This window comes from Streptomyces xanthophaeus (assembly GCF_000725805.1).
In the GTDB taxonomy this organism is placed as follows: Bacteria; Actinomycetota; Actinomycetes; order Streptomycetales; family Streptomycetaceae; genus Streptomyces; species Streptomyces xanthophaeus.
In genome coordinates this window covers 232,446-253,514 of sequence record NZ_KL647134.1, presented here as the reverse complement: position 1 = coordinate 253,514, position 21,069 = coordinate 232,446, and the positions used below count along the sequence as shown (strand labels likewise).

20 protein-coding genes are annotated in these 21,069 nt (G+C 72.8%); 15 read left to right on the top strand and 5 right to left on the bottom strand.

The genetic code is table 11. The annotated features are described in order from the left end of the window. Positions 1-5 precede the first annotated feature (5 nt). The 3 genes from IO30_RS0135650 (at position 6) to IO30_RS0135640 (ending at position 3,560) form a co-directional block, all read left to right on the top strand. On the top strand, positions 6-974 hold the full coding sequence (locus tag IO30_RS0135650) for an ABC transporter ATP-binding protein (RefSeq protein ID WP_031150125.1): 969 nt from the start codon (positions 6-8) through the stop codon (positions 972-974). Positions 975-1,073: 99 nt separating this feature from the next. After that, entirely contained in the window at positions 1,074-1,730 is a 657-nt protein-coding gene (locus IO30_RS0135645) for a DUF1707 SHOCT-like domain-containing protein (protein ID WP_031150124.1), read from the top strand. A 513-nt stretch (positions 1,731-2,243) separates the two neighbouring features. Then, positions 2,244-3,560 (top strand): DUF445 domain-containing protein, encoded by a 1,317-nt coding sequence (locus tag IO30_RS0135640; RefSeq protein WP_107065221.1) that lies wholly within the window; start codon positions 2,244-2,246, stop codon positions 3,558-3,560. 34 nt (positions 3,561-3,594) lie between these two features. Here the strand turns inward: IO30_RS0135640 and IO30_RS0135635 are convergent, their stop codons facing one another. Together IO30_RS0135635 and IO30_RS47405 are read right to left on the bottom strand one after the other, a co-directional pair. Beyond that, positions 3,595-3,894, bottom strand: coding sequence for a hypothetical protein (locus IO30_RS0135635; RefSeq protein ID WP_031150121.1), 300 nt, complete (start codon positions 3,892-3,894; stop codon positions 3,595-3,597). A 45-nt stretch (positions 3,895-3,939) separates the two neighbouring features. After that, positions 3,940-4,116 carry a hypothetical protein gene (locus IO30_RS47405; RefSeq protein ID WP_167347303.1) on the bottom strand — a complete coding sequence of 59 codons (177 nt, stop codon included), beginning with the start codon at positions 4,114-4,116 and terminating at the stop codon, positions 3,940-3,942. 168 nt (positions 4,117-4,284) lie between these two features. Between IO30_RS47405 and IO30_RS47400 the strand changes: the two genes are divergently transcribed. Both IO30_RS47400 and IO30_RS45735 read left to right on the top strand, forming a co-directional pair. After that, positions 4,285-4,821, top strand: coding sequence for a GNAT family N-acetyltransferase (locus IO30_RS47400; RefSeq protein ID WP_234321918.1), 537 nt, complete (start codon positions 4,285-4,287; stop codon positions 4,819-4,821). Between the two features lie 63 nt (positions 4,822-4,884). Further along, the gene (locus tag IO30_RS45735) at positions 4,885-5,934 is read left to right on the top strand and encodes a hypothetical protein (RefSeq protein ID WP_051902799.1); all 1,050 of its coding nucleotides are present in this window, start codon (positions 4,885-4,887) and stop codon (positions 5,932-5,934) included. A gap of 22 nt (positions 5,935-5,956) precedes the next feature. On the opposite strand, the gene IO30_RS0135615 is transcribed toward IO30_RS45735, so the two are convergent. Together IO30_RS0135615 and IO30_RS0135610 are read right to left on the bottom strand one after the other, a co-directional pair. Beyond that, entirely contained in the window at positions 5,957-9,112 is a 3,156-nt protein-coding gene (locus tag IO30_RS0135615; RefSeq protein ID WP_031150116.1) for a DEAD/DEAH box helicase, read from the bottom strand. A 125-nt stretch (positions 9,113-9,237) separates the two neighbouring features. Next, a complete protein-coding gene (locus IO30_RS0135610; protein WP_031150114.1) occupies positions 9,238-10,239 on the bottom strand; it encodes an SEC-C metal-binding domain-containing protein in 1,002 nt (333 codons plus the stop codon). 47 nt (positions 10,240-10,286) lie between these two features. On the opposite strand from IO30_RS0135610, the gene IO30_RS0135605 reads away from it, so the two are divergent. From IO30_RS0135605 to IO30_RS0135590, 4 genes are all read left to right on the top strand, one after another. Beyond that, entirely contained in the window at positions 10,287-11,111 is an 825-nt protein-coding gene (locus tag IO30_RS0135605) for a class E sortase (protein WP_031150113.1), read from the top strand. Positions 11,112-11,177: 66 nt separating this feature from the next. Then, the gene (locus tag IO30_RS0135600; RefSeq protein WP_107065220.1) at positions 11,178-11,516 is read left to right on the top strand and encodes a DUF6412 domain-containing protein; all 339 of its coding nucleotides are present in this window, start codon (positions 11,178-11,180) and stop codon (positions 11,514-11,516) included. A 145-nt stretch (positions 11,517-11,661) separates the two neighbouring features. Continuing rightward, on the top strand, positions 11,662-12,414 hold the full coding sequence (locus IO30_RS0135595) for a YidC/Oxa1 family membrane protein insertase (protein WP_031150109.1): 753 nt from the start codon (positions 11,662-11,664) through the stop codon (positions 12,412-12,414). 123 nt (positions 12,415-12,537) lie between these two features. Next, a complete protein-coding gene (locus IO30_RS0135590; RefSeq protein ID WP_031150107.1) occupies positions 12,538-13,395 on the top strand; it encodes a fumarylacetoacetate hydrolase family protein in 858 nt (285 codons plus the stop codon). 103 nt (positions 13,396-13,498) lie between these two features. On the opposite strand, the gene IO30_RS0135585 is transcribed toward IO30_RS0135590, so the two are convergent. After that, positions 13,499-14,599 (bottom strand): Gfo/Idh/MocA family protein, encoded by a 1,101-nt coding sequence (locus IO30_RS0135585; RefSeq protein ID WP_031150105.1) that lies wholly within the window; start codon positions 14,597-14,599, stop codon positions 13,499-13,501. Positions 14,600-14,655: 56 nt separating this feature from the next. On the opposite strand from IO30_RS0135585, the gene IO30_RS0135580 reads away from it, so the two are divergent. The 6 genes from IO30_RS0135580 to IO30_RS0135555 all read left to right on the top strand — a co-directional run bounded on the left by IO30_RS0135580 (position 14,656) and on the right by IO30_RS0135555 (position 20,928). Then, positions 14,656-15,861, top strand: a complete 1,206-nt coding sequence (locus tag IO30_RS0135580) for an ROK family transcriptional regulator (RefSeq protein ID WP_037896076.1) — start codon at positions 14,656-14,658, stop codon at positions 15,859-15,861. Between the two features lie 250 nt (positions 15,862-16,111). Beyond that, on the top strand, positions 16,112-16,858 hold the full coding sequence (locus IO30_RS0135575) for a hypothetical protein (protein WP_051902797.1): 747 nt from the start codon (positions 16,112-16,114) through the stop codon (positions 16,856-16,858). 216 nt (positions 16,859-17,074) lie between these two features. Beyond that, a complete protein-coding gene (locus tag IO30_RS0135570) occupies positions 17,075-17,839 on the top strand; it encodes a GntR family transcriptional regulator (protein ID WP_031150099.1) in 765 nt (254 codons plus the stop codon). A gap of 157 nt (positions 17,840-17,996) precedes the next feature. Next, positions 17,997-19,124, top strand: coding sequence for a TIGR03364 family FAD-dependent oxidoreductase (locus IO30_RS0135565; protein WP_031150097.1), 1,128 nt, complete (start codon positions 17,997-17,999; stop codon positions 19,122-19,124). A gap of 5 nt (positions 19,125-19,129) precedes the next feature. After that, complete coding sequence (locus IO30_RS0135560; RefSeq protein WP_031150096.1) at positions 19,130-19,882, top strand: phosphonatase-like hydrolase; 753 nt, start codon at positions 19,130-19,132, stop codon at positions 19,880-19,882. Next, positions 19,879-20,928 (top strand): ABC transporter ATP-binding protein, encoded by a 1,050-nt coding sequence (locus IO30_RS0135555; RefSeq protein ID WP_031150093.1) that lies wholly within the window; start codon positions 19,879-19,881, stop codon positions 20,926-20,928. The genes IO30_RS0135560 and IO30_RS0135555 overlap by 4 nt, the downstream gene beginning before the upstream one ends. The last annotated feature ends 141 nt before the right edge of the window (positions 20,929-21,069 follow it).

Genomic DNA, 21,069 nt, shown 5'->3' with positions numbered 1-21,069 from the left:
CGCAGGTGGCCGAGACACTGATCTCGCTGGACGGGGTCGAGAAGGTCTTCGACGTACGGCGTCGGGTGGGGCTGATGCGCCGGGAGAAGCGCCAGGTCAGGGCGGTGGACGGGATCAGCTTCGAGGTCGCGCGGGGGGAGATGGTCGGCTACATCGGGCCCAACGGCGCGGGGAAGTCGACCACGATCAAGATGCTGACCGGCATCCTGACGCCGAGCGGCGGCCGGCTGCGGGTCGCGGGCATCGACCCGGCGAGGGAGCGGATGCGCCTCGCGCACCGGATCGGGGTGGTGTTCGGGCAGCGGACCACGCTGTGGTGGGACCTGCCGCTGAAGGACTCGTACGGGCTGATGCGGCGCATGTACCGGATCCCGGCGGAGCGCTTCGCGCGGAACATGGAGCGCTGCGTGGAGCGGCTGGACCTGGCCGAGCTGCTCGACGTGCCGGTGCGTCAGCTGTCGCTCGGCCAGCGGATGCGCGGGGACATCGCGGCGGCGCTGCTGCACGATCCGGACGTGCTGTACCTGGACGAGCCGACGATCGGGCTCGATGTGGTGAGCAAGGCGAAGGTGCGGGGTTTCCTGCGCCAGCTGAACGAGGAACTCGGCACCACGGTGCTGCTGACCACGCACGACCTCCAGGACATCGAGCAGTTGTGCGAGCGGGTGATGGTCATCGACCACGGCCGGCTGATGTACGACGGGCCGCTCGGCGGTCTGCATGCGGCGGGTTCGGCGGGGGAGAGCGAGCGGACGCTGGTGGTGGACCTGGAGCGGGAGCTCGCGCCGATCTCGGTGGCGGGGGCGCGGGTGGTGAAGGTGGAGGGTCCGCGGCAGTGGCTGGCCTTCCCGACGGGGGCCTCGGCGGCGCCGCTGGTGGCGGCGGTGGCGGCGGACTACCCGCTGGTGGACCTGTCGGTGCGGGAGCCGGACATCGAGGACGTGATCGCGCGGATGTACGCGGGACGGGGCTGAGGCGGGGGCGCCGTCTCAGGGGTAAGCCCGGGTTCTTGTCAGGGGCTGATCAGGGCCAAGTCATACAACTCCTCCGGATGACTGCATAGGCTGGTGCGCATGAGTGACGAGCGGCCGGAGAAGCCGTTGCCGGAGCTGAGGGCGTCGGACGCCGACCGGGACCGGGTGGTGGAGCGTCTGCGGGATGCCGTCGCCGAGGGCCGGCTCGACATGGACGAGTTCGAGGAACGGCTGGAGGCGGCGTACAAGTCCCGGACCTACGCGGAACTCGAACCGCTGACCCGGGACCTGCCGGCCGTACCCGGGACGGCGGGGGCCGCGTCCGCGGGGCTGCCGGTGGCTGCCGGGCCGGGGGCGGGCACGTCCTGGCCGGCGCGGATCGGCGGTACGGGGTCCTCGTCGACGGGGATCGCCATCATGTCGGCGTTCCAGCGCAAGGGGCGGTGGACGGTACCGGCCCGCTTCAACGCGGTGGCGTTCTGGGGCGGCGGGGAGATCGACCTGCGCGAGGCGGACTTCGCGCAGCGCGAGGTCGTGATCAGCTGCTTCGCCGTCATGGGCGGCATCCAGATCGTGGTGCCGCCGGGCGTGGAGGTCGAGGTGCGGGGCATCGGCGTGATGGGCGCGTTCGACCAGCGCGACACCCCGGGCCCGGCCGAGCCGGGCGCTCCGCGGGTGGTGGTGACGGGCCTCGCGTTCTGGGGCGGCGTGGAAATCAAGGTCAAACCCCCGAAGGGGACCCGCAAGGAGCTGTGACCCTTCGGGGCTCGGTGGTGTCGTGGTGCGTCTGCGGCGCCGCTGCCGGGGGCCAGCCCCCGGACCCCCGCTCCTCAATCGCCGGAGGGGCTGATTTTTGGCCTCGTTGCAGCGGAGCCTGTTCGGTAGGGGTCGGGGCGTGTGGGGTGGGGGCGCGCAGGAGGGTCCCCGCAGGACGAGCGCGCAACCTGGGCCGCATCTCTCGCAGCCGGGGCTCAGTGCGCGAGCCGAGGAGACACTCCGGAGGGACCCCGCCCCGCACACGACACCAAGGCTAAATCCAGCCCCTCCGGCGTTTGAGGAGCGGGGTCTGGGGCGGAGCCCCAGGAGGGTCGGCGCAGTCAGGGCTCAGCCACACGCACGGGCCCCGGCAGGGGCGGGGATCGCCAAGGCCAAGCCTTGGACCCGTACACCCTCGCGGGAGCGAAATGGCGTGGCGGGAACTCCACGCGCCTCCCGGGAGTCGGATGCTATGCAGACAAAACCGGCGCCCCCGGGGGAAGGCAGGACCACGTGGACAACGGCTCGACGGCCGGAGGTACCGGTACCAGTGCCCGTACCCGAGGATCGTTCGCGTTCAGCGCCGCTGACGAGGAGCGTCGGCGCGGCGTCCGTCAGATGAAGGTCATCGCGACCGGACTGCTGGTCCTGGTCGCCCTGGTCTACGTCCTGGCCAAGTGGGCGCAGCACACCGGCGCAGGCAGCTGGGCCGGTTACGTCGCGGCCGCCGCCGAGGCCGGCATGGTCGGTGCGCTCGCGGACTGGTTCGCCGTCACCGCGCTCTTCCGGCGGCCGCTCGGCCTGCCGATCCCGCACACCGCGATCATCCCGACCAAGAAGGACCAGCTCGGCATCTCCCTCGGCGAGTTCGTCGGCGAGAACTTCCTCTCCTCCGACGTGGTCAAGGCCCGCCTCCACGCCCTCGGCATCGGCGGCCGCCTCGGCGCCTGGCTGGCCGAGCCCGCGCACGCGGACCGGGTCACGGCGGAGCTGGCCACCGCCCTGCGCGGGGCACTGACCGTGCTGCGCGACTCCGACGTGCAGGCGATCGTGGGCGAGGCGGTCACCCGGCGGGCGGAGACGGCCGAGATCGCGCCGGCCATGGGCAAGACCCTGGAGCGGGTCGTCGCCGACGGAGGGCACCACCGGGCCGTGGACCTCGTGTGTGCCAAGGCGCACGACTGGCTGGTCACACATGGCGAGTCGGTGATGGACGCCGTTCAGGGCGGGGCGCCGGGCTGGACCCCGCGGTTCGTGGACCGCAAGATCGGCGACCGCGTGTACAAGGAGCTGCTCCGCTTCGTCACGGAGATGCGGGACATGCCGGAGCATCCGGCGCGCGGTGCGGTGGACCGTTTCCTGACCGACTTCGCGGCCGACCTCCAGTCGGACACGGAGACCCGGGCCCGGGTGGAGCGGCTCAAGTCGGAGCTGTTGGCGCGGGGTGAGGTGCAGGACGTGATCGCGTCCGCCTGGACGGCCATCCGCTCGATGATCATCTCGGCGGCGGAGGACGAGCAGAGCGAGCTGCGCCTGCGGGTGCGGGCCTCGCTCATCTCGCTGGGGGCGCGCCTGGCCACCGACGGCCGTCTCCAGAACAAGGTGGAGGGCTGGATCGAGGGGGCGGTGGTGTACGTGATCACCACGTACCGGGCCGAGGTCATCTCGCTGATCACGGACACGGTGGCGGGCTGGGACGCCGAGCACACGTCCCGGAAGATCGAGGCCCACATCGGTCGGGACCTGCAGTTCATCCGGATCAACGGCACGGTGGTCGGCGCCCTGGCGGGCCTGCTGATCTACACGGTGTCCCGCGCGTTCGGGGCGTAGGGCGGGCGTAGGGCGCGGCCCGTGCGGGATCGCCTCAGCCGCGGTCGGCGACGGCCCAGGTCGTGGCGGCGACGACGCCCGCCGCCCCGATGACGGCCGGCCAGGCGCCGACCTTCTTGGCCAGCGGGTGCGCTCCGGCGAAGCCGGCGAGGTACAGCGTCCCGAGCCCGGCCGCCGCGGGGACCCCGCCCCGGCGGTGCCATTCGCGGCCGGCCGCGATCCCTGCGGCGCCGAGGACGACACCGCCCAGCGGCCGCTTCCCGGTCCACCGGGCGACGGCGTACCCGCCGAGCAGACCGGCTGCCGCCACCACGGAACTGGGTACTCGCGCCATGCTGAACTCCTTGGTTCGTCTTGTCCTATGAGCGGTCCTACGAGGCTAACGCGGACGCCTCGCCACCCGGCGGGCACCCAGGGCCCCCAGGACGAGCACGGCCCCGCCGATCACGGTGTCCGGCACCGCGTCCTGGACGGCCCGCGGCAGCAGTGCCACGACGCCCAGGACGAGCAGGAAGGCGAGCGCGCACCGGCCGGCCGCGCGAAGCAGTCTGTCCACGGGCTGTTCAACGCGGCCGCCGGGATTCCCGACACGGAGGGCGGGGAGGGGATTTGTCGCACACTCTCCGGATCCGTGCGGTGTGCGCCCGTGGAACCCGCGGGGCATAAATTTAATCTCCCCACCCAAAGGGGAAAATCCCCACCCGACTTCAGGAGCCAGGACATCGTGATCTGCTACGGACAGGCCGTCCTCGACCTCGCGGACGAACTGGTCGACGCCTACGCCGACGTCTTCTCCGCCCCGCCGTGGAACGAAGACGAAGAAACCATTCGCCAGTTCGCGGCCCGCCTCCAGACCGACTCCCGGCGCCGAGGGTTCCGTACCGCGCTCGCCCAGTCCACGACCGGCATCGACGGCTTCGCCACGGGCTGGCTCACCCCGGCCGCCTTCCCCAAGGACCGCGCGTACGCCCAGGTCGCGGCGCAGCTCGGACCGGCCCGCGTACGGGAACTCCTGACCGGCGCCCTGGAGATAGACGAACTCGCCGTCCGGCCCCACGCGCGCGGCCGCGGCACCGGCCGGGACCTGCTCACGGAGATCACCGCCGACGCCCCCGACCGGCGGGCCTGGCTGCTGACCTCGCGGCTGGCCACCGACACCGTGGCCACCTACCGGCGGCTGGGCTGGCACGAGGTCCCCGCCCGTCCCGGCACGGAGACCGGCGTGATCGTCTTCCTGTCCCCGGAGCACCCGAACCGCTGAGGGCCGCGCCGGTCAGGCTGCGGACCGGGGTAGGGCGCCTCCGAGGCGGGGCATACCGGCCGCATGATCACCACACGACAGCACCAGGACCGGCACCAGGACCGGCACCAGGACCGGCGCCGGCACCAGCAGCCCAGGACGGCCCGCCGACAGCTCGGCATGGCCACCCGCCACCAGCTCCTGAGCTGCGGCGTACCCGACGGCACGATCACCTCGCGCACCCGCCCGGGCGGCCCCTGGCAACGCCTGCTGCCCCGGGTGTACCTGCTGCAGACCGGGCCCCCGGACCACCGCCAGCGCGCCCTCGCCGCCGTCCTGTACGCCGCCGAGCCCGCGGCCGATCCGCTGTCCGGCGACACGGCGGCCCTCACCGGCGGCGCGGCCCTCGCCCTCCTCGGCGTCCGCGGGGCCCCGGACACCCCGGCCGACGTCCTGGTCCGCGCCCCGCGCCGGCTCACCCGTACCGTGCGGGTCCGCCCGCTGACCACCTCCCGCTGGCCGCGCACCATCACCGTCTGCGGCGTCCCGAGCACCCGCCCGGTCCGCGCGGCGGCCGACTTCGCCGCCCGCGCCGAACACCCCGACCGGATCCGGGCGGTCCTCGCCCACGTGGTCCAGGCCGGCTGGTGCCACCCGCACGACCTGTACGCCGAACTCCGCGCCGCCCGCCTCCTGGGCCGCCCCGCGGTCCGCGCGGCCGCGGCGGAACTGCTCGCGGGCACCCGGTCCCCGGCCGAGGCCCGCGCCCGCGACACCCTGGCGGCGACGGACCTCCCGGCCCCGCTGTGGAACGCCCGCCTCTACACCCCGGACGGCACCTTCCTGGCCAGCCCGGACGCCTACTGGCCCGACGAGGGCGTGGCCCTGGAGATCGACTCGGCGGAGTACCACTACACCCGCGACGCCTGGCAGGCCACGCTCCGGCGCCGCCTGCGCCTGGAGTCCCACGGCATCCTGGTGGTCAGCGCGACCCCGTCGATGATCCGCGACACCCCGTCGGAAGTCCTCGCAGCCCTGCGCACCCTCCTGACCCTCACCACCCCCCGCCCCACCCCACCCACAGCCACGGCCCGAGGCCACCAACAGCTCAGGCTCTTCCCGGGCCCGGGCTGACGCCCGGGGAAACCGGCAGAGCTCAGTTGGCGATGGCGGAGTACGAGGCGACGTCCGCGGGGATTTCGTGGCGCAGTCTCCATTCGATCGCCATCGGCTTGTTGCCCTCGTGGCCGACGTATTCGGCGGGCCCCAACAGCATCCAGGCCTGGGGGCCGCCGATGTCGGTGCTCTTGAACCGCCGCACGAAGAGCAGGACGTGCGACCCCTTCTCCACGTGCGTTTGGTAGCGCACCCCGGTGGGTGATGTCTCAGAGGTGCTGTTCTGCGATTCCCAGTGGAAGTGGAACTCGCCCATGGCGTAGTCCTTGTACTGGGTCTGCGGCGAGAAGTCCTTCACGTCCTTCTCCAAGGTGATCAGGAGGGCGTCCGTCTGTATGGCCTCGCACCACTTCACCCCCTCGCGGAAGTTCCCGGGAAGGGAGCCACCGAGAGCCGCCTGGCCCAGGGCGGGAAGGATTTCCTCGCGGCTGTACGAGGCGTGCACCGTCAGGGGCAGCGCCGCGTGGTCTCCCCTCAGAGGCAGGGGGACGTGTTCGGCCCGGTTCAAGTCGTGGCTGAGGACTTGCCGGAGTTCCTTCCGGAAGGCGTGCTGTGACTGGAGGGAGGCGAGGCCCTCCTGATAGTCGGAGTATTCGCCCCCGAGCGGCCAGAGGGAGAAGAAGAACATACGGGCGTATGCCTGCCCGCGCTCGTCCAATTGGTCATAGGCAGGAGCGTCGTCGTCGATCAGTGCCGTGTACGCGTGCACCCGATCCGGGTCGTCCACGTGGAGGAAGGCCGACACGCGCTTGAGGAGGGCCGCCTCTCCTGCTGGTGCGGGGCTGGTGAGCAACTTCGCTCGCCGCAGCAGACCGGTCCAGGAGTTGCCGTTCCCCCGGTACACCTCGTTGATCTGGCGACCGCTCTCCTTGAGATACGCCGCCAGGTCCGTTTCGCCGTACGCCGCGACCTCGCGGGCGAGCTGGGTGACGTTGACGTTGATCTGGCTTCGGATGTTCTCGAGGATCAGGTCCTTGGCCTTGCTCTCCAAGATGATCTGACAGCCGGAGGGAAGCTGGGGGAAGTCCTTCTCGATGGTGGACAGGAGACGGTTGCGCGTCAGGTTGGTCAGCGCGCGGAACTGCTCCTCGAAACGGAATTCCTTGCGGTGCTGGCCGATGAAGTCAAGGACGGTCAGGACGGACTTGTTCTCGCTGCGACGCAAGCCCCGGCCGAGTTGCTGGAGGAACACGGTGGCGCTGGACGTCGGCCGCAGCAGGAGAAGGGTGTCCACGTCAGGAACGTCGAGGCCCTCGTTGAAGAGGTCCACCGAGAAGATCACATTGAGTTTGCCGAGCTTCAGCGCTTCGAGAGCCCTCTTGCGCTCCTCGCGGGGCGTCTCACCGGACAGGGCCACGGCGTGGAAGCCCGCGCGGTTGAAGAACTCGGCCATGAAGTGCGCGTGCGCCACGGAGACGCAGAAGCCGAGGGCGCGCATCGTCTGTGGAGTGCTGAGCTTCTCCTGGAGGGCGCGGACGACGAGCCGGGCTCGGGCCTCGTTGCCGGTGAACAGGTTGCTGAGGGCGTCGGAGTCGTAGGACCCGCGCTTCCACGCGACCGCACTCATGTCGGTGTTGTCGGTGATCCCGAAGTAGTGGAAGGGGCAGAGCAGGTCGTTCTCCAGAGCCTCCCAAAGACGCATTTCGGCAGCGATGCGGCCCTCGAAGAACTCGTCTTGGACGTTCACGCCGTCCATGCGCTCGGGTGTTGCCGTCAGCCCCAGTAGTTCCCTGGGGGAGAAGTGATCGAGCACGCGGCGGTAGGTGGGGGAGGTTCCGTGGTGGAACTCGTCGATGACGATGACGTCGAAGTGGTCCGGGGGCAGCCGGTCCAAGGTGCGCGAGTTCAAGGACTGGACGCTGGCGAAGACGCTCTCCCATGCCTTCGGCGTCTTGCCGTCGCAGAGCAGTTCACCGAAGTTGGCGTCGACGAGTACGTCCTGGTAGGTGCGCAGCGACTGCTCGAGGATCTCCTTGCGGTGGGCGATGAACAGGAGGCGCAGCTGACGGCCGAGTTTTGCTTGGAGCTGCTTGAAGTCCAGTGCCGCCATGACGGTCTTTCCGGTACCTGTCGCTGCGACCAGCAGGTTTGCGTTTCGGCCGTGCACTGTGCGTTCGACTTCGAGGCGCTCCAGCATGTCGCGCTGGTGCGGGAAGGGGCGCACCTCCAGCCCGGACAGGCTGATCACCCGGGCCGCGTCGCGGTCCTTGCTCGAGCCACCGGCGATCCTGAGGGCGTTGTCGAGGCGTTTGGCGTCGCGGTCCGGGTCGTAGGACTCGAAGGCCCGCTCGCTCCAGTAGGTGTCGAAGGTGGCTTCGAACTTCCTCAGCACGTCCGGGGTGGCGACTGCGGAGAGGCGGACGTTCCACTCCAGTCCGTCGAGGAGTGCGGCCTTGGAGAGGTTCGAGCTGCCGACATAGGCCGTGTCGAAGCGGGAATGGCGGCGGAAGAGCCAGGCCTTGGCGTGCAAACGCGTCGAACGCAGCTCGTAATTGATCTTCACCTCTGCGTTGAACTCGCGTACGAGGCGGTCCAGTGCCTGACGTTCGGTTGCACCTATGTAGGTCGTGGTGATGACCCGGATCGGGACGCCACGGGCGGCGGCCGCCTTGAGGGGCTTCTCCAGTACGCGCAGACCCGTCCACTTGACGAAGGCGCAGAGCAGGTCGATGCGGTCGGCGGTGGCCAGCTCGGCCCGGAGTTCGGAGCCGAGGCTCGGGTCATCGGGAGAGTTGGTGATGAGCGCCGTCTCCGAGAGGGGGGTCGAAGGCCGGATGGAATACGTCTCGGAGGTGGCGCTACCGGCGACGGCGAGCAACTGGCGCGGTCCCGCGACGAGGGGCTCCGACCAGTCCTCGGAGTCCTTCGTCCCTTCGAAGGAGCTCAATGAACGGAGGATCCCGTTCGCAGCGCGCACTTGGTCCTCGGGCGCGAGTCCCTTCAGGACCTCACCCACCGCGCGAGCCACGTGTCGGGTCAGCACGTGCTGGGAGGATTCGACGCTGACCTGGTCGGCTATGACGACGCTTCCTGCGGCGATCAGTGCCTTCAGCTGCTCCTCGAGGGTGCTGGTGATCAGCGTTTCGTGCAGTCCGGTGACAGGCTTCGAGCTGTTCGGGCGGGGGCCAGACGTCACGGAATCTCCTCAAGTGTTGATCATCGCTGCCTCCTTTTATCAAGGCCGACCGACAACAGCCGCCGGAATATGGCGCAGCAACCCTTGAGGAGAGTCCGTCTCGGTCACAGGATGACCGGATCTGATCAGTCGGTGGTCCCGTGGCATTCCGAGTAGGGCTTGCCCGAGGTGCACCAGCAGGGGGACGTCGGGGTCGGGGGCCAGGTGGTGGCCTTGCCGCGGGCGGCCAGGGTCGTGGCGTACTCGGCCAGGAGCGACGGGGAGGCCGGGGAGGTCTTCTCCGAGGCGGCGAAGGCCTCGTAGGAGGGGACGCTCGCGGTGACGATGCCCAGGTTCGTCGTGCCCGAGGCGGCCAGGGCGCGCAGCGAGGCCTCGATCTGCGTCAGGTGGGCCGGGTGCGAGGGGTACTCCGCCGCGAGGGTCGGGTACGAGGTGACGAGCTCGGCCAGCTCGCGCGCGGGCCAGTGCAGGATCGCCACCGGGAAGGGCCGGGACAGGGCCGCGCGGCGGTCGCCCAGTTCGGCGCGCAGGCGGGCGATCTCGGCGCGGAGTTCGGCCGGGTCGTCGGAGCCGAGGGCCCAGATGCGCTTCGGGTCGTGGAGTTCGTCGAGGGGGATCGGGCCGATGTGGCGGGTGTCCGCGACCATGTCCCAGTCGTCGTGCGGGCGCCCGAGGAGGCGGCGGACCCGGTGGCGGCCCGTGAGGAGGGCCGTGGTGGCGGGGGTGAGCGGGTCGTCCTCCGTGATCAGGAGGGACGCCGCCTCGGTGAAGCACTCGAGCGAGGCCTCCAGCTCGTCGTGGGCCTCCAGGGCCTCCGCGATGACCTCCCAGGGCGCCGGGTCCTTCGGGGCCGCGGCGCGCAGGCCCGAGATCAGGGCGCGGGCCTCGGCCTCGTGGCCGTACTCCCAGAGGTTCGCCGCCTGCAGGGCCTTGATCAGGTGCGGGTCGGCGGGGGAGGCGGAGAGGAGCTGGTCGTACAGGGCGCTCGCCCGATCGCGTGCGTCGGCCAACTCGAGGTGGGCCGCGGCCTGGAGGAGCAAGGGCTCCTGGTCCTCGGGGTAGCGGGTCGCCGTGCGGATGAGGCGCTCGGCTTCGGCGATGTGCTCGGCAGGCGTGTCGGGGCGCATGGTTCACACCGTACTGCTGCTGGTCAGTTGGCGGGGGAGGACTTAAGGTGCGGGCCGTGCGAGATCGCCTACCCGTGGTGGTGCAGGGGAGCGGCCGACGGGTGCGCCGGGCCGGTCTCGCGGGTCTGCTGTGGGTGTGCGCCGAAGTGCTCACCACGGTGGGCGTGGTGGTGGCGCTGCTCGTCGTCCACCAGGTGTGGTGGACCAACCGCCAGGCCCACGCCGCCGCGCAGGAACAGGTCCAGGCGCTCGAACGGCAATGGCGTGCCGACCCCGGCCCCGATCCCGCCCCCGACTCCGCTGAACCGCCCGTCCCGTCCCCGCCGCCTGTCCCGCCCGACCCGTCCGCTTCCGCCGGTCGGCCCGACGAGTCCCCGCCGGGCCGCACCGCCACAGCGCCCGCGCCCCGGCCGCAGGGGAAGGCCGACGACAAGGCGTACGCCGTGCTGCGCATCCCGCGGCTCGGGCTCGCCGTTCCCGTCGCGCAGGGCATCGACAAGCGGACCGTCCTCGACAAGGGGTACGCCGGCCAGTACCCCGGCACGGCGCAGCCCGGGGCGCAGGGGAACTTCGCGCTGGCCGGGCACCGCAACACCCACGGCGAACCCTTCCGGTACATCAACCGCCTGCGCGCCGGGGACGAGCTGATCGTCGACGTGCGCGGGCGCCGGTACGTCTACGTGGTGGGGCGGATCCTGAGCGAGACCACCGAGCGGGACACCGGGGTGATCGCGCCCGTGCCGCGGAGCCTGGTGAAGCCCGACCAGGGGTACGCCGAGCCCGGCGCGTACATCACCCTCACCACGTGCACGCCCGAATACACCTCCAAGTACCGGCTGGTGGTCTGGGGGACGCTCAGGTCCCCGGGTTAGGATTGCGGCCAGCAGCCGCGGACCCGTACGGAGGTCCGCGCGCGGGAGCGGGAAGGGGAGGTCCGGATGATGGCTCGGCTGTCCTCCTTGCTGCCCGCCCGGTCCGCGCGGGCTCTGGCCCTCCTGCTCCCGCTGGTCCTGGTGCTGCTCGGGGGAGTCCTCGGGCTGTTCGCCGGGGAGAGCGGGCTGGGCGCCGTCGTGGTCGCCCTCGCGGCCACCGTCGCCGTGGGCGCCGAGGCCCTGGCCGCCGCAGCGCGGCTCGTACGGCCCGTGCCGCCGCACCGCATCCGCACCGCGATCCGTGACCGCGAGCAGCGCACGGCCTTCCTGCCGCAGCGCGATCCCGACGCCTCGGGCCGGTCGCGGCCCAGGGCACCCGGCCGTCCCGCCCTGACGGCCGCGTAGGGGCGCGCAGTACTTCTCCAGCTGTCCAGCTGGACTTGTTTGACCCTTCCTCACCTCTTCGCCTTCTGTTGCCGCCCCTCGCGGGTCGTCACGCCGAAAACGCATCTCCTTTTCGACGTTCGACGAGACCCTCCGGAGGGCCCGCGTGTCCGTTTTCACCCACCTTGTTGTTGAGTTGGGCCGGCTTCTGGAGCCGGTACTGGCCCAGTCCGCGACCGCTGCCGCGATCGTGCTGTTCACCGTGCTCGTACGGCTCGCCCTGCACCCGCTGAGCCGCGCGGCTTTCCGCGGGGCGACCCCGGCGGCGGGCTGCCTGCCGATGCTGCTGCAGCTGCCGGTGTTCTTCGTGATGTACCAGGCGTTCTCCTCGGCGAAGGTCGGCGGGGAGGCCAACGAACTCCTCGGGCACCAGCTGTTCGCCGCCCCGCTGGGGTCCCGCTGGACCGATGCGCTGGGCGACGGGGGCTTCCTCGGCGCGCCGGGGCTGGTGTTCCTCGGGCTGTTCGCGGCCATCGCGGCGGTGGCCGCGTGGAGCGCCGTACGGGGGCGGCGGGCGGCTGCGGCGGCTCCGGTTCCGGTGACGGCCACCAAGGCCACCAAGGCCACCAGGGCCACCAAGGCCACCAAGGCCACCAGGGCCACCAAGGCCACCAAGGCCGGGACCGCGGCCGGGGCGGCTGCGCTCAGCGCCGAGCAGCAGGAGGTCATGCGCAAGCTGGGCGGCGTCCTGCCCCTGCTGTCCTTCGGGACGCTGATCACCGCCGCCGTGGTCCCGCTGGCGGCCGGGCTGTACCTGCTCACGACCACCGCGTGGTCGGTGGCGGAGCGGGTCTGGCTCCAGCACCGCAAGGACCGCGCGGAGCGTTCGGCGGACGGAGGTGTGCGTTCCAGCCTGTGAACAGGGTCTTGCGGATTGGGTGGACATCTTGGAGGATCGACCAATCCTCCGATGGCCGCAACCCATCGGCCGGCCCCTGGGCACGCCCACGGGCCGACCACCCACGACCACGGGAGAATGCCCATGAAGCTGCTGCGTGTCGGACCCGTCGGGTCGGAACGCCCCGCGCTGCTCGACCAGGACGGGACCCTGCGGGACCTGTCCGGCCTGATCACGGATGTGGACGGCGCCCTGCTCGCCGACGACTCCGTGCTGACCCGGGTACGGGAAGCGGCGGCCTCCGGCGAGCTCCCCGCCCTGGACACGGAAGGGCTGCGCGTCGGCGCGCCCGTCGGCCGGATCGGCAAGATCGTGGGCATCGGCCTGAACTACTTCGGGCACGCGAAGGAGATCGGCGCCGAGCCGCCGGCCGAGCCGATCCTCTTCCTGAAGGCCGCGGACACCGTGGTCGGCCCGGACGACACCGTGCTGATCCCGCGCGGCAGCGTGAAGACCGACTGGGAGGCCGAGCTCGGCGTCGTCATCGGCGCCACCGCCCGCTACCTGGCCTCCGCCGAGGAGGGCCTCGCGCACGTCGGCGGGTACGTGCTGGTCAACGACGTCTCGGAGCGCGAGTTCCAGATCGAGCGCGGCGGCACCTGGGACAAGGGCAAGAACTGCGAGACCTTCACCCCGGTCGGCCCCTGGCTGCTGACCGCCGACGAGGTCGCGGACCCGCAGGTCCTGGACGTGAAGCTGTGGGTCAACGGCGAGCTCAAGCAGGACGGCAACACCTCGGACCAGATCTTCCCGGTCGGCGAGGTCGTGCGGTACCTGAGCCAGTTCATGACCCTGTACCCGGGCGACGTCATCGTCACCGGTACGCCGGGCGGCGTGGCCATGGGCCAGCCGGAGCCGAAGCCGTACCTGCGGGCCGGTGACGTCGTGGAGCTGGAGATCGAGGGCCTCGGCCGTCAGCGCCAGGAGTTCAAGGGCGCGTAGCCGCGCGTAGCCGGGCGTGGTCGCGCCAGTCGTTCGTAGCGGGGAAGGGGCGGGGCCGTCATCGACGGCCCCGCCCCTTCCTGTTCCGGCTGCCGTTGCGGGGCTACGCGCCGATCTCCACGGTCACCCCGTCGCGCGAGGACCGGCGGGCCGCCTCCAGGACGTCGAGGCAGTGCGCGGCCTCCAGCGCCGTGACGGGCGCGGGCCCGCCCTCGCGCAGGGCGGCGGCGACCGCCGCGTAGTACGCCGGGTAGTCGCCGTGCTCGGTCGGCACCGGGGTCCCGCCGCCGGTCAGCGGGGACTCGCCGGAGCCCACCCGGCCCCACAGGTGCGGCGGCTCCTCGCCCCACAGCACGTCCGAGCCCGGCCGCAGCCCCTCGCGCAGGGCGCCCTCCTGCGGGTCGAGCCCGTACTTGACGTACCCGGCCCGGGAGCCGAGGACGCGCATCCGCGGCCCCAGCTGGGCGGTGGTCGCGCTGACGTAGAGGTGGGAGCGGACCCCGTTGGCGTGGGTGAGGGCGATGAAGGTGTCGTCGTCCGTCTCGGCGCCGGGGCGGCGGGTGTCGGCCTCCGCGTAGACCCGTACGGCGGGGCCGAACAGGACGAGCGCCTGGTCCACGACGTGGCTGCCGAGGTCGTACAGCAGGCCGCCGATCTCCTCCGGGGCGCCCGACTCGCGCCAGCCGCCCTTGAGCTGCGGGCGCCAGCGTTCGAAGCGGGACTCGAAGCGCTGGATCTCGCCGAGCTCACCGTCCGCGAGGAGGCGGCGCAGGGTGAGGAAGTCGTTGTCCCAGCGGCGGTTCTGGAAGACGGACAGGAAGGTGCCGGTCCGCTCGGCGAGGGCGGCGAGCTCGCGCGCCTCGGCGGCGGTCGCGGCGATCGGCTTGTCCACGACGACGGGGACGCCCGCGGTGAGGGCGGCGGTGGCCAGCGGGACGTGGGTCTTGTTGGGGGAGGCGATCACGACGAGGTCGACGGGGCCCCCGTCCCCGCTGCGCTCCCACAGTTCGGCCGGGGACGCGGCGAAGCGCACGTCGGGGAACTCGGCACGCGCCTGCGCCTGCCGGTCGGGGTCGGTGGTGACGACCGTGTCGAGGACGAGCCCCTCGGTGGCGGTCACGAGAGGGGCGTGGAAGACGGAACCGGCGAGTCCGTAGCCGACGAGGCCGACGCGGAGCGGGGAGGCGGGGGCGGTGGCGTTCATGACGACCACTTTGGCAACACTGTTGTCAAAGTGCAAGGAAGGTGGACAATGGGCAGGTGAACAGGGGCAGCGGCAGTGGCAGTGGGGAGAGGCGCGGCGGGGCGAACCTGCCGACGCTGCGCGGGTACAACGATGCGCTGCTGCTGGACCTGCTGCGCGGCGCCGGACCGGCCGGGCTCGGCCGCGCCGAGCTCGCGGTCCGTACGGGGCTCACCCCGCAGGCCGTCAGCAAGATCGTGGTGCGGCTGGCCGCCGAGGGCCTGGTCGCCGAGGCGGGCCGGGCCGCGTCCACCGGAGGCAAGCCGCGCACCCTGCTGCGCCTCGTCCCGCAGGCCCGCCACGCGGTCGGCGTGCACCTGGACCGCGACGAGCTCCGGGCGGTACGGGTGGACCTCGCGGGCGGCGTCGTCGCCGAGAGCCGGGGCCCGCTGGACTTCGGCGCGGGTCAGGACGCGGTGGTGGAGGCCGTCGTACGGAGGGTGGGGCGGGTCACCGATCCGGCCGGGCCGCCGCTGCTGGGCGCCGGGGTGGCCGCGCCGGGCCCGCTGGACCACAGGACCGGGGTGCTGGGCCGGGTGACGGGCTTCCCGGAGTGGGAGGGGTTCCCGCTGCGGGAGGTGCTGGAGGGGCGGCTGGGGCTGCCGGTGCTGCTGGACAAGGACACCAACGCGGGCGCGGCCGGAACCGTGACCGCGGTGAGCGTGGCCGGGGCGAACGTGCCCGCGGTGAAAGTGCCCGCGGTGAACGTGCCCGCGGCGAACGTGGCCGCGGCGAACGTGGCCCCGATGAGCGTGCCCGCGCCCGCGGCGGCGGCCCGGTCCGGTGCCTCCGTCTACCTGCACGTCGGGACCGGGCTCGGTGCGGGCCTGTGCCTCGACGGCGAGGTCTACCGGGGCGCCCGCTCGGCCGCGGGCGAGTTCGGCCACCAGGTGCTGCACCTGGACGGCCCGCCCTGCCGCTGCGGGGCGCGGGGCTGCGCGGAGGTGCTCTGCCTGGCGGCGGTGGGCCGTGGCGACCTGCCGGAGGCCGCGCGGATCCTCGGCGAGGGCGCGGCCAACCTGGTCGCGCTGCTGGACGTGGAGCGGGTGTTCCTGGGCGGCCGCGTCGTCGCCGCGGCCCCGGAGGTCTTCGTGGCCGGGGTACGCGCCGTCCTGGCGGCCCGTGCCCTGGCGCAGCCCCCGCCGACGGTCGCCCTGGCCGGCGCCGGGGTGGCGGAGGGCGCGGCGGAACTGGTCCTGGCACCCTTCTTCGGCCGAGCCTGAACCACCGCACCCCAGCCCCCGCCTGGACCCACCGGACCCGAGCCGGCCGCGGCCCCGCCCACCCGCGCCCCCGGTCGCACCACCCGTCCCACCAGCCACTTGACCTCGCCGCCATCCGGGCGTAAACCAGAACGACCCAGGCGCGGCGCGCGACGAGGCTTCGCGCGGGCGTGGAAGGGTGCGGGCAGGGCCGGGCTGATTGTCACCTGGTCCGACCATCGTCCCGTCCGGCGAGCAGCGAAGGTCTTCCATGCGACTGCGCAAAGCCCTTGCCCTCTCCGCCGTCCTCTCCGCCACCCTGTTCGCCACCACCGTGCCCACCGCCGGAGCGGACGTCGGCACCGGCGGAGGCGCCCGGCCCGCCCCGGCGCTGCCCTCCCGCGCACAGGCCACCTGCGGGGACGGGAAGAGCACCGCCTTCCCCATCGGCGCGCGGATCCGCGGAGGTCCGGCCGTCTACCGCACGGGCGGCGAGCCGCAGACCTGGTTCCTGGACCTGACCAACACCACGAACTCCGAGTGCACGGCCATCCACCCCGTCGTCGTCCTCACCGACAAGGCCCGTCTGCTGCGCCCCGCCCACCTGCGGATGGAGTTCGAGGCTCCGGGCGGCACCCTGCCCGTCAGCCTGGAGGGGACCGACCGCGACGAGATCATCGCCGTCTTCGACGGGGGTGACGCCTTCGCCGGGTACACCGTCGCCGCCGGGGGAGCCCTGACCGTGAAGGTCGGCCTCTCCTTCGCACCGGACGCCCCCACCGGCGAGGTGGTCGCGGACGCGGCCCTCGTCCAGCGCAAGGGCGACGACGGCGACTGGGTCGGCGAGAGCGGCGGCTACCGGTTCTCCGTCGAGGGCCCGCAGGACCCCGCCGAGGCCGGGTCGCTGGCGCACACCGGCCCCCGCGAGTGGGCGTACGGGGCGGGCGCCGTGGCCGCGCTCACCACAGGCGGCGGCCTCCTGCTGGGCGCCCGGCGACTGCGCGCCCGGGCACGCTGATCCACGTACGGCGCCCGCACGCGGACCGGTACGGCGAACCGTACGCAGACCCCGTACGGGACCGGTACGGCGACCCGCACGCGCACCCGCACGCGCACCCGTACGCAGACCCCGTACGCAGACCCCGTACGCAGAGCCGCACCCCGCACCCCACCCCCCGGACCCGTACGCAGAGCCCTCCGCAGCCCCGCCCGCCGCCCCGCATAGAGTCCCTCCGTGGACGAACAGACCCCGCAGCACCGCCCCGGCTCGCCCGTCCGTTCCGGGATCCCCGAGCACGGCCGCATCCCCAAGTACTACGCGGTCAAGGCGCTGGTCGCCGACCTCCTCGACGAGCTCGGCGAGGGCGGCACCCTCCCCACCGAGCGCGATCTCGCCGAGCGCTACGAGGTGTCCCGCGAGACCGTCCGCCAGGCCCTGCGCGAGCTGCTGCTGGAAGGCCGGCTGCGCCGCTCCGGCCGCGGGACCGTCGTCGCCGGGCCGAAGCTCGAACAGCCGCTCTCCCTCGCCAGCTACACCGAGGGCGTCCGCCGCCAGGGCCGCCGCCCGGGCCGGCACCTGATCGGCCTGGAGCAGTTCCCCTGCCCGCCCGACCTCGCCCCCGGCATCGGCGCCGAGGCCGGCGAGCCCGTCTGGCACCTGGAGCGGGTCCTGCTCGCCGACGACGAGCGGGTCGGCCTGGAGAGCACGTACGTCCGCGTGGCCCGGGCGCCCCGCCTGGACCTCGACTTCCAGCCGGACTCCTCCTTCTACGGATACCTCCGCGACCGCCTCTCCATCGCCTTCGGCGACGCCGACGAGAAGCTGGAGACGGTCCTCGCCACCCCGCGCGAGGCACTGCTGATCGGCACGCCGCCCGCCCTGCCCATGCTGCTCCTTCACCGCTTCTCCCGGGACCAGGAGGGGCGCCCGCTGGAGCGGGTACGTTCGCTCTACCGTGGTGACCGGTTCAGTTTCACGACCAGGCTGCGGCCCGAATAGGCCGCGGTGGCCCACGCCGGCCCACCCGTATCCACCAGAAAGGGACGTAATGACATCACAGAAAGGTAACGGGTCTAGTCCAAGCGTCGAGGGCTGTTCACCATCGCGTTGCCGGACCGCTCCCAGCGGGTCACGGGCCGCGACCACCGTGGACGCCGTGAGAGTCATAGTCGTCGGAGGCGGCGTGGTCGGCACCATGCACGCCTGGCAAGCAGTCGAACGCGGCCACGAGGTCGTCCAGATCGAGCGCGAGGCCGAGGCCCGCGGCGCATCACTGCGCAATTTCGGCCAGGTCTGGGTCAGCGGACGGGCCGGGGGAGAGGAGCTCGACACCGCCCTGCGGGCCCGCGAGCTCTGGGAGCGCATCGGCGCGGAGGTGCCCGGCCTGGGCTTCCGCGCCAACGGCTCCCTCACCCCCGTCCGCACCCCGCGCGAACGCGCGGTCGCCGAGGCGGCCCTGACCCGCCCCGACGCCGCCGCCCGCGGCTACGCGCTGGTCACCGCCGCCGAGGCGCGCCGGATCAACCCGGCCCTGCGCGGCGACTTCGAGGCCGCCCTGTGGTGCGAGCGGGACGCGGCCGTGGAACCGCGCACCGCCCAGCTGCGCCTGCGCGAGGCCCTGCGCGCCAAGGCGGACGGCCGCTACACCTTCCTGCCCGGCCGTGAGGTCCGCGAGGTGGTCGGCCCCGGCGCGGTCCGCGACGACCACGGCGACGTGCACCGCGGCGACGCCGTCGTCCTGGCCACCGGCGCCTGGCTGTCCGGCCTGGTCCGCGAGCTGGTCCCGGAGCTGCCCGTGCGCCGCGTCCGCCTGCAGATGATGCAGACGGCCCCGCTCGGCGAGCGGCTCACCACCTCCGTCGCCGACGCCGACAGCTTCCGGTACTACCCGGCGTACGCGTCGCCCGCGCTCGACGAGCTGAACGCCGCTCAGGAGCAGGCGCCGACCGCCGCCGCGCACAAGATGCAGCTGCTGATGGTCCAGCGCGAGGACGGCGGACTGACCATCGGCGACACCCACGAATACGAGCACCCCTTCGCCTTCGACACCCTCGAAGACCCCTACGAGCACGTCGCCGCCGTGGCCGAGTCCTTCCTGGGCCGACCGCTGCCGCAGATCCGCCGCCGCTGGGCGGGCGTGTACGCGCAGTGCACCGACACCAGCCGCGTCGTCCACCGCCAGCAGGTGGCCGACGGGGTCTGGCTGGTGACCGGACCCGGCGGGCGGGGCATGACCTGCTCTCCCGCGATAGCCGAGACCACCGCGAACGAACTGGGCTGGTAAGTCAGATGACCGACACGAACACCGCAGGCACCCCGCGCACCGCAGGCACCCCGCGCACCGCGCCCACCGCGTACAAGCTGGTCGTCCTCGACATGGCCGGCACCACCGTCGCCGACGGCGGCCTCGTCGAGCGCGCCTTCGAACGGGCCGCCGCAAGCCTCGGCGTCGAGCCGGGCACCCCCGGCCACGCCGAGAAGCTCCAGTACGTCCGCGACACCATGGGCGAGTCGAAGATATCCGTCTTCCGCCACCTCTTCGGCAGCGAGGAGCTCGCCCGGCGCGCCAACTCCGCCTTCGAGGAGGCGTACGCGGGCCTCGTCGACGGCGGTCTCGTCGCCCCGCTCCCCGGCGCCCGCGAGGCCGTCGAACAGCTCCGCGGCGAGGGTCGCACCGTCGTCCTGACCACCGGCTTCGCCCGCGTCACCCAGGACGCGATCCTCGATGCCCTCGGCTGGCAGGACCTGGCGGACCTCACCCTGTGCCCCGCCGACGCGGGCGGCCGCGGCCGACCGTACCCGGACATGGTGCTGGCCGCGTTCCTGCGCACCGGCGCGGTGGCCGACGTACGGGAGATCGCCGTCGCGGGCGACACGGCCTACGACATGCTCAGCGGCCGCCGTTCCGGGGCGGGCCTGGTGGCCGGCGTCCTCACCGGCGCCCACGGCCGCGCGGCGCTCGCGGAGCACGGCGCGACCCATGTGCTGGGCTCCGTCGCCGAACTCCCCGCCGTCCTGGACGCGCTGGCGGCCCCGGAGTGAGCGGCATCCGCTTCGAGTCGGTCTCCGTCGCCTACGGCGGCAACACCGTCCTGGACTCCCTCGACCTGACCGTCGCCCCCGGCGAGGTGATGGCGCTGCTCGGCCCGTCGGGCTCGGGCAAGACCACGGCGCTGCGCGTGGTCGCCGGTTTCGTGCGGCCCGTCGCGGGGCGGGTGCTGATCGGCGGCCGGGACGTCACCGCGCTCCCGCCGCACAAGCGCGGCATCGGCATGGTGGTCCAGCAGTACGCGCTGTTCCCGCACATGCGGGTCGAGGACAACGTGGCCTTCGGCCTCAAGGCGCAGAAGGCGCCCCGGGCGGAGGTCCCCGGCCGGGTCGCCGAAGCTCTGGAACTGACCGGCATGGCCGCCTATGCCAAGCGCTACCCCCGCGAACTCTCCGGCGGCCAGCAGCAGCGCGTGGCCATCGCCCGCGCCCTGGCGATCCGCCCCGGGGTGCTCCTGCTCGACGAGCCGCTGTCCGCGCTCGACGCGCAGCTGCGCTCCGGGATGCTGGCGGAACTGGCCCGGCTGCACCGCGAACTGCCCGACGTCTCCATCCTGTACGTCACCCACGACCAGGTCGAGGCGCTCACCCTGGCCGACCGGATCGCGGTCATGGACCGGGCCCGGCTCCAGGACTGCGGTACCCCGCAACAGCTGTACCGGGCGCCGGGCACCGAGTTCACCGCCTCCTTCGTCGGCAACGCGAACCTGCTGCCGGTGACGGTCGCCGAGTCGGGAGCGGTGTTCGCGGGGCGGCCGCTGACGCTGGACCGCGGCCGCGCGGTCCCCGGCGCGAGCGCCACCTTGTGCGTACGGCCGCACATGCTCGGCCTGGGGGCCGGGCCCAACGCGCTGACCGGCACGATCGCCGAGGTCCAGTGGCGCGGCTCCACGCACCGGCTGTACGTCGACGTCGACGGCCACCGGGTGAAGGCGGACCTGCCCGAGCTCCGCGAGACCCCCGCCCTCGGCGAAAGCGTCACCCTCCACTTCGCCCCCCGGGACGCGGTCCTCCTGTCGGCCGGAGTCTCGAATGCCTGACTCCCCGACCCCCCCGGCCCCGGCGAGCTCCGCCCAGGGCGCCCCGCCCCCGGCCCCGCACCCCGCAGCCCTGGCGGCCCCGAACCTCGCGGGCCCGGTCGCCCCGGCCCCGGCGGCCCCGGCCCGGACGGCTCCGGCCCC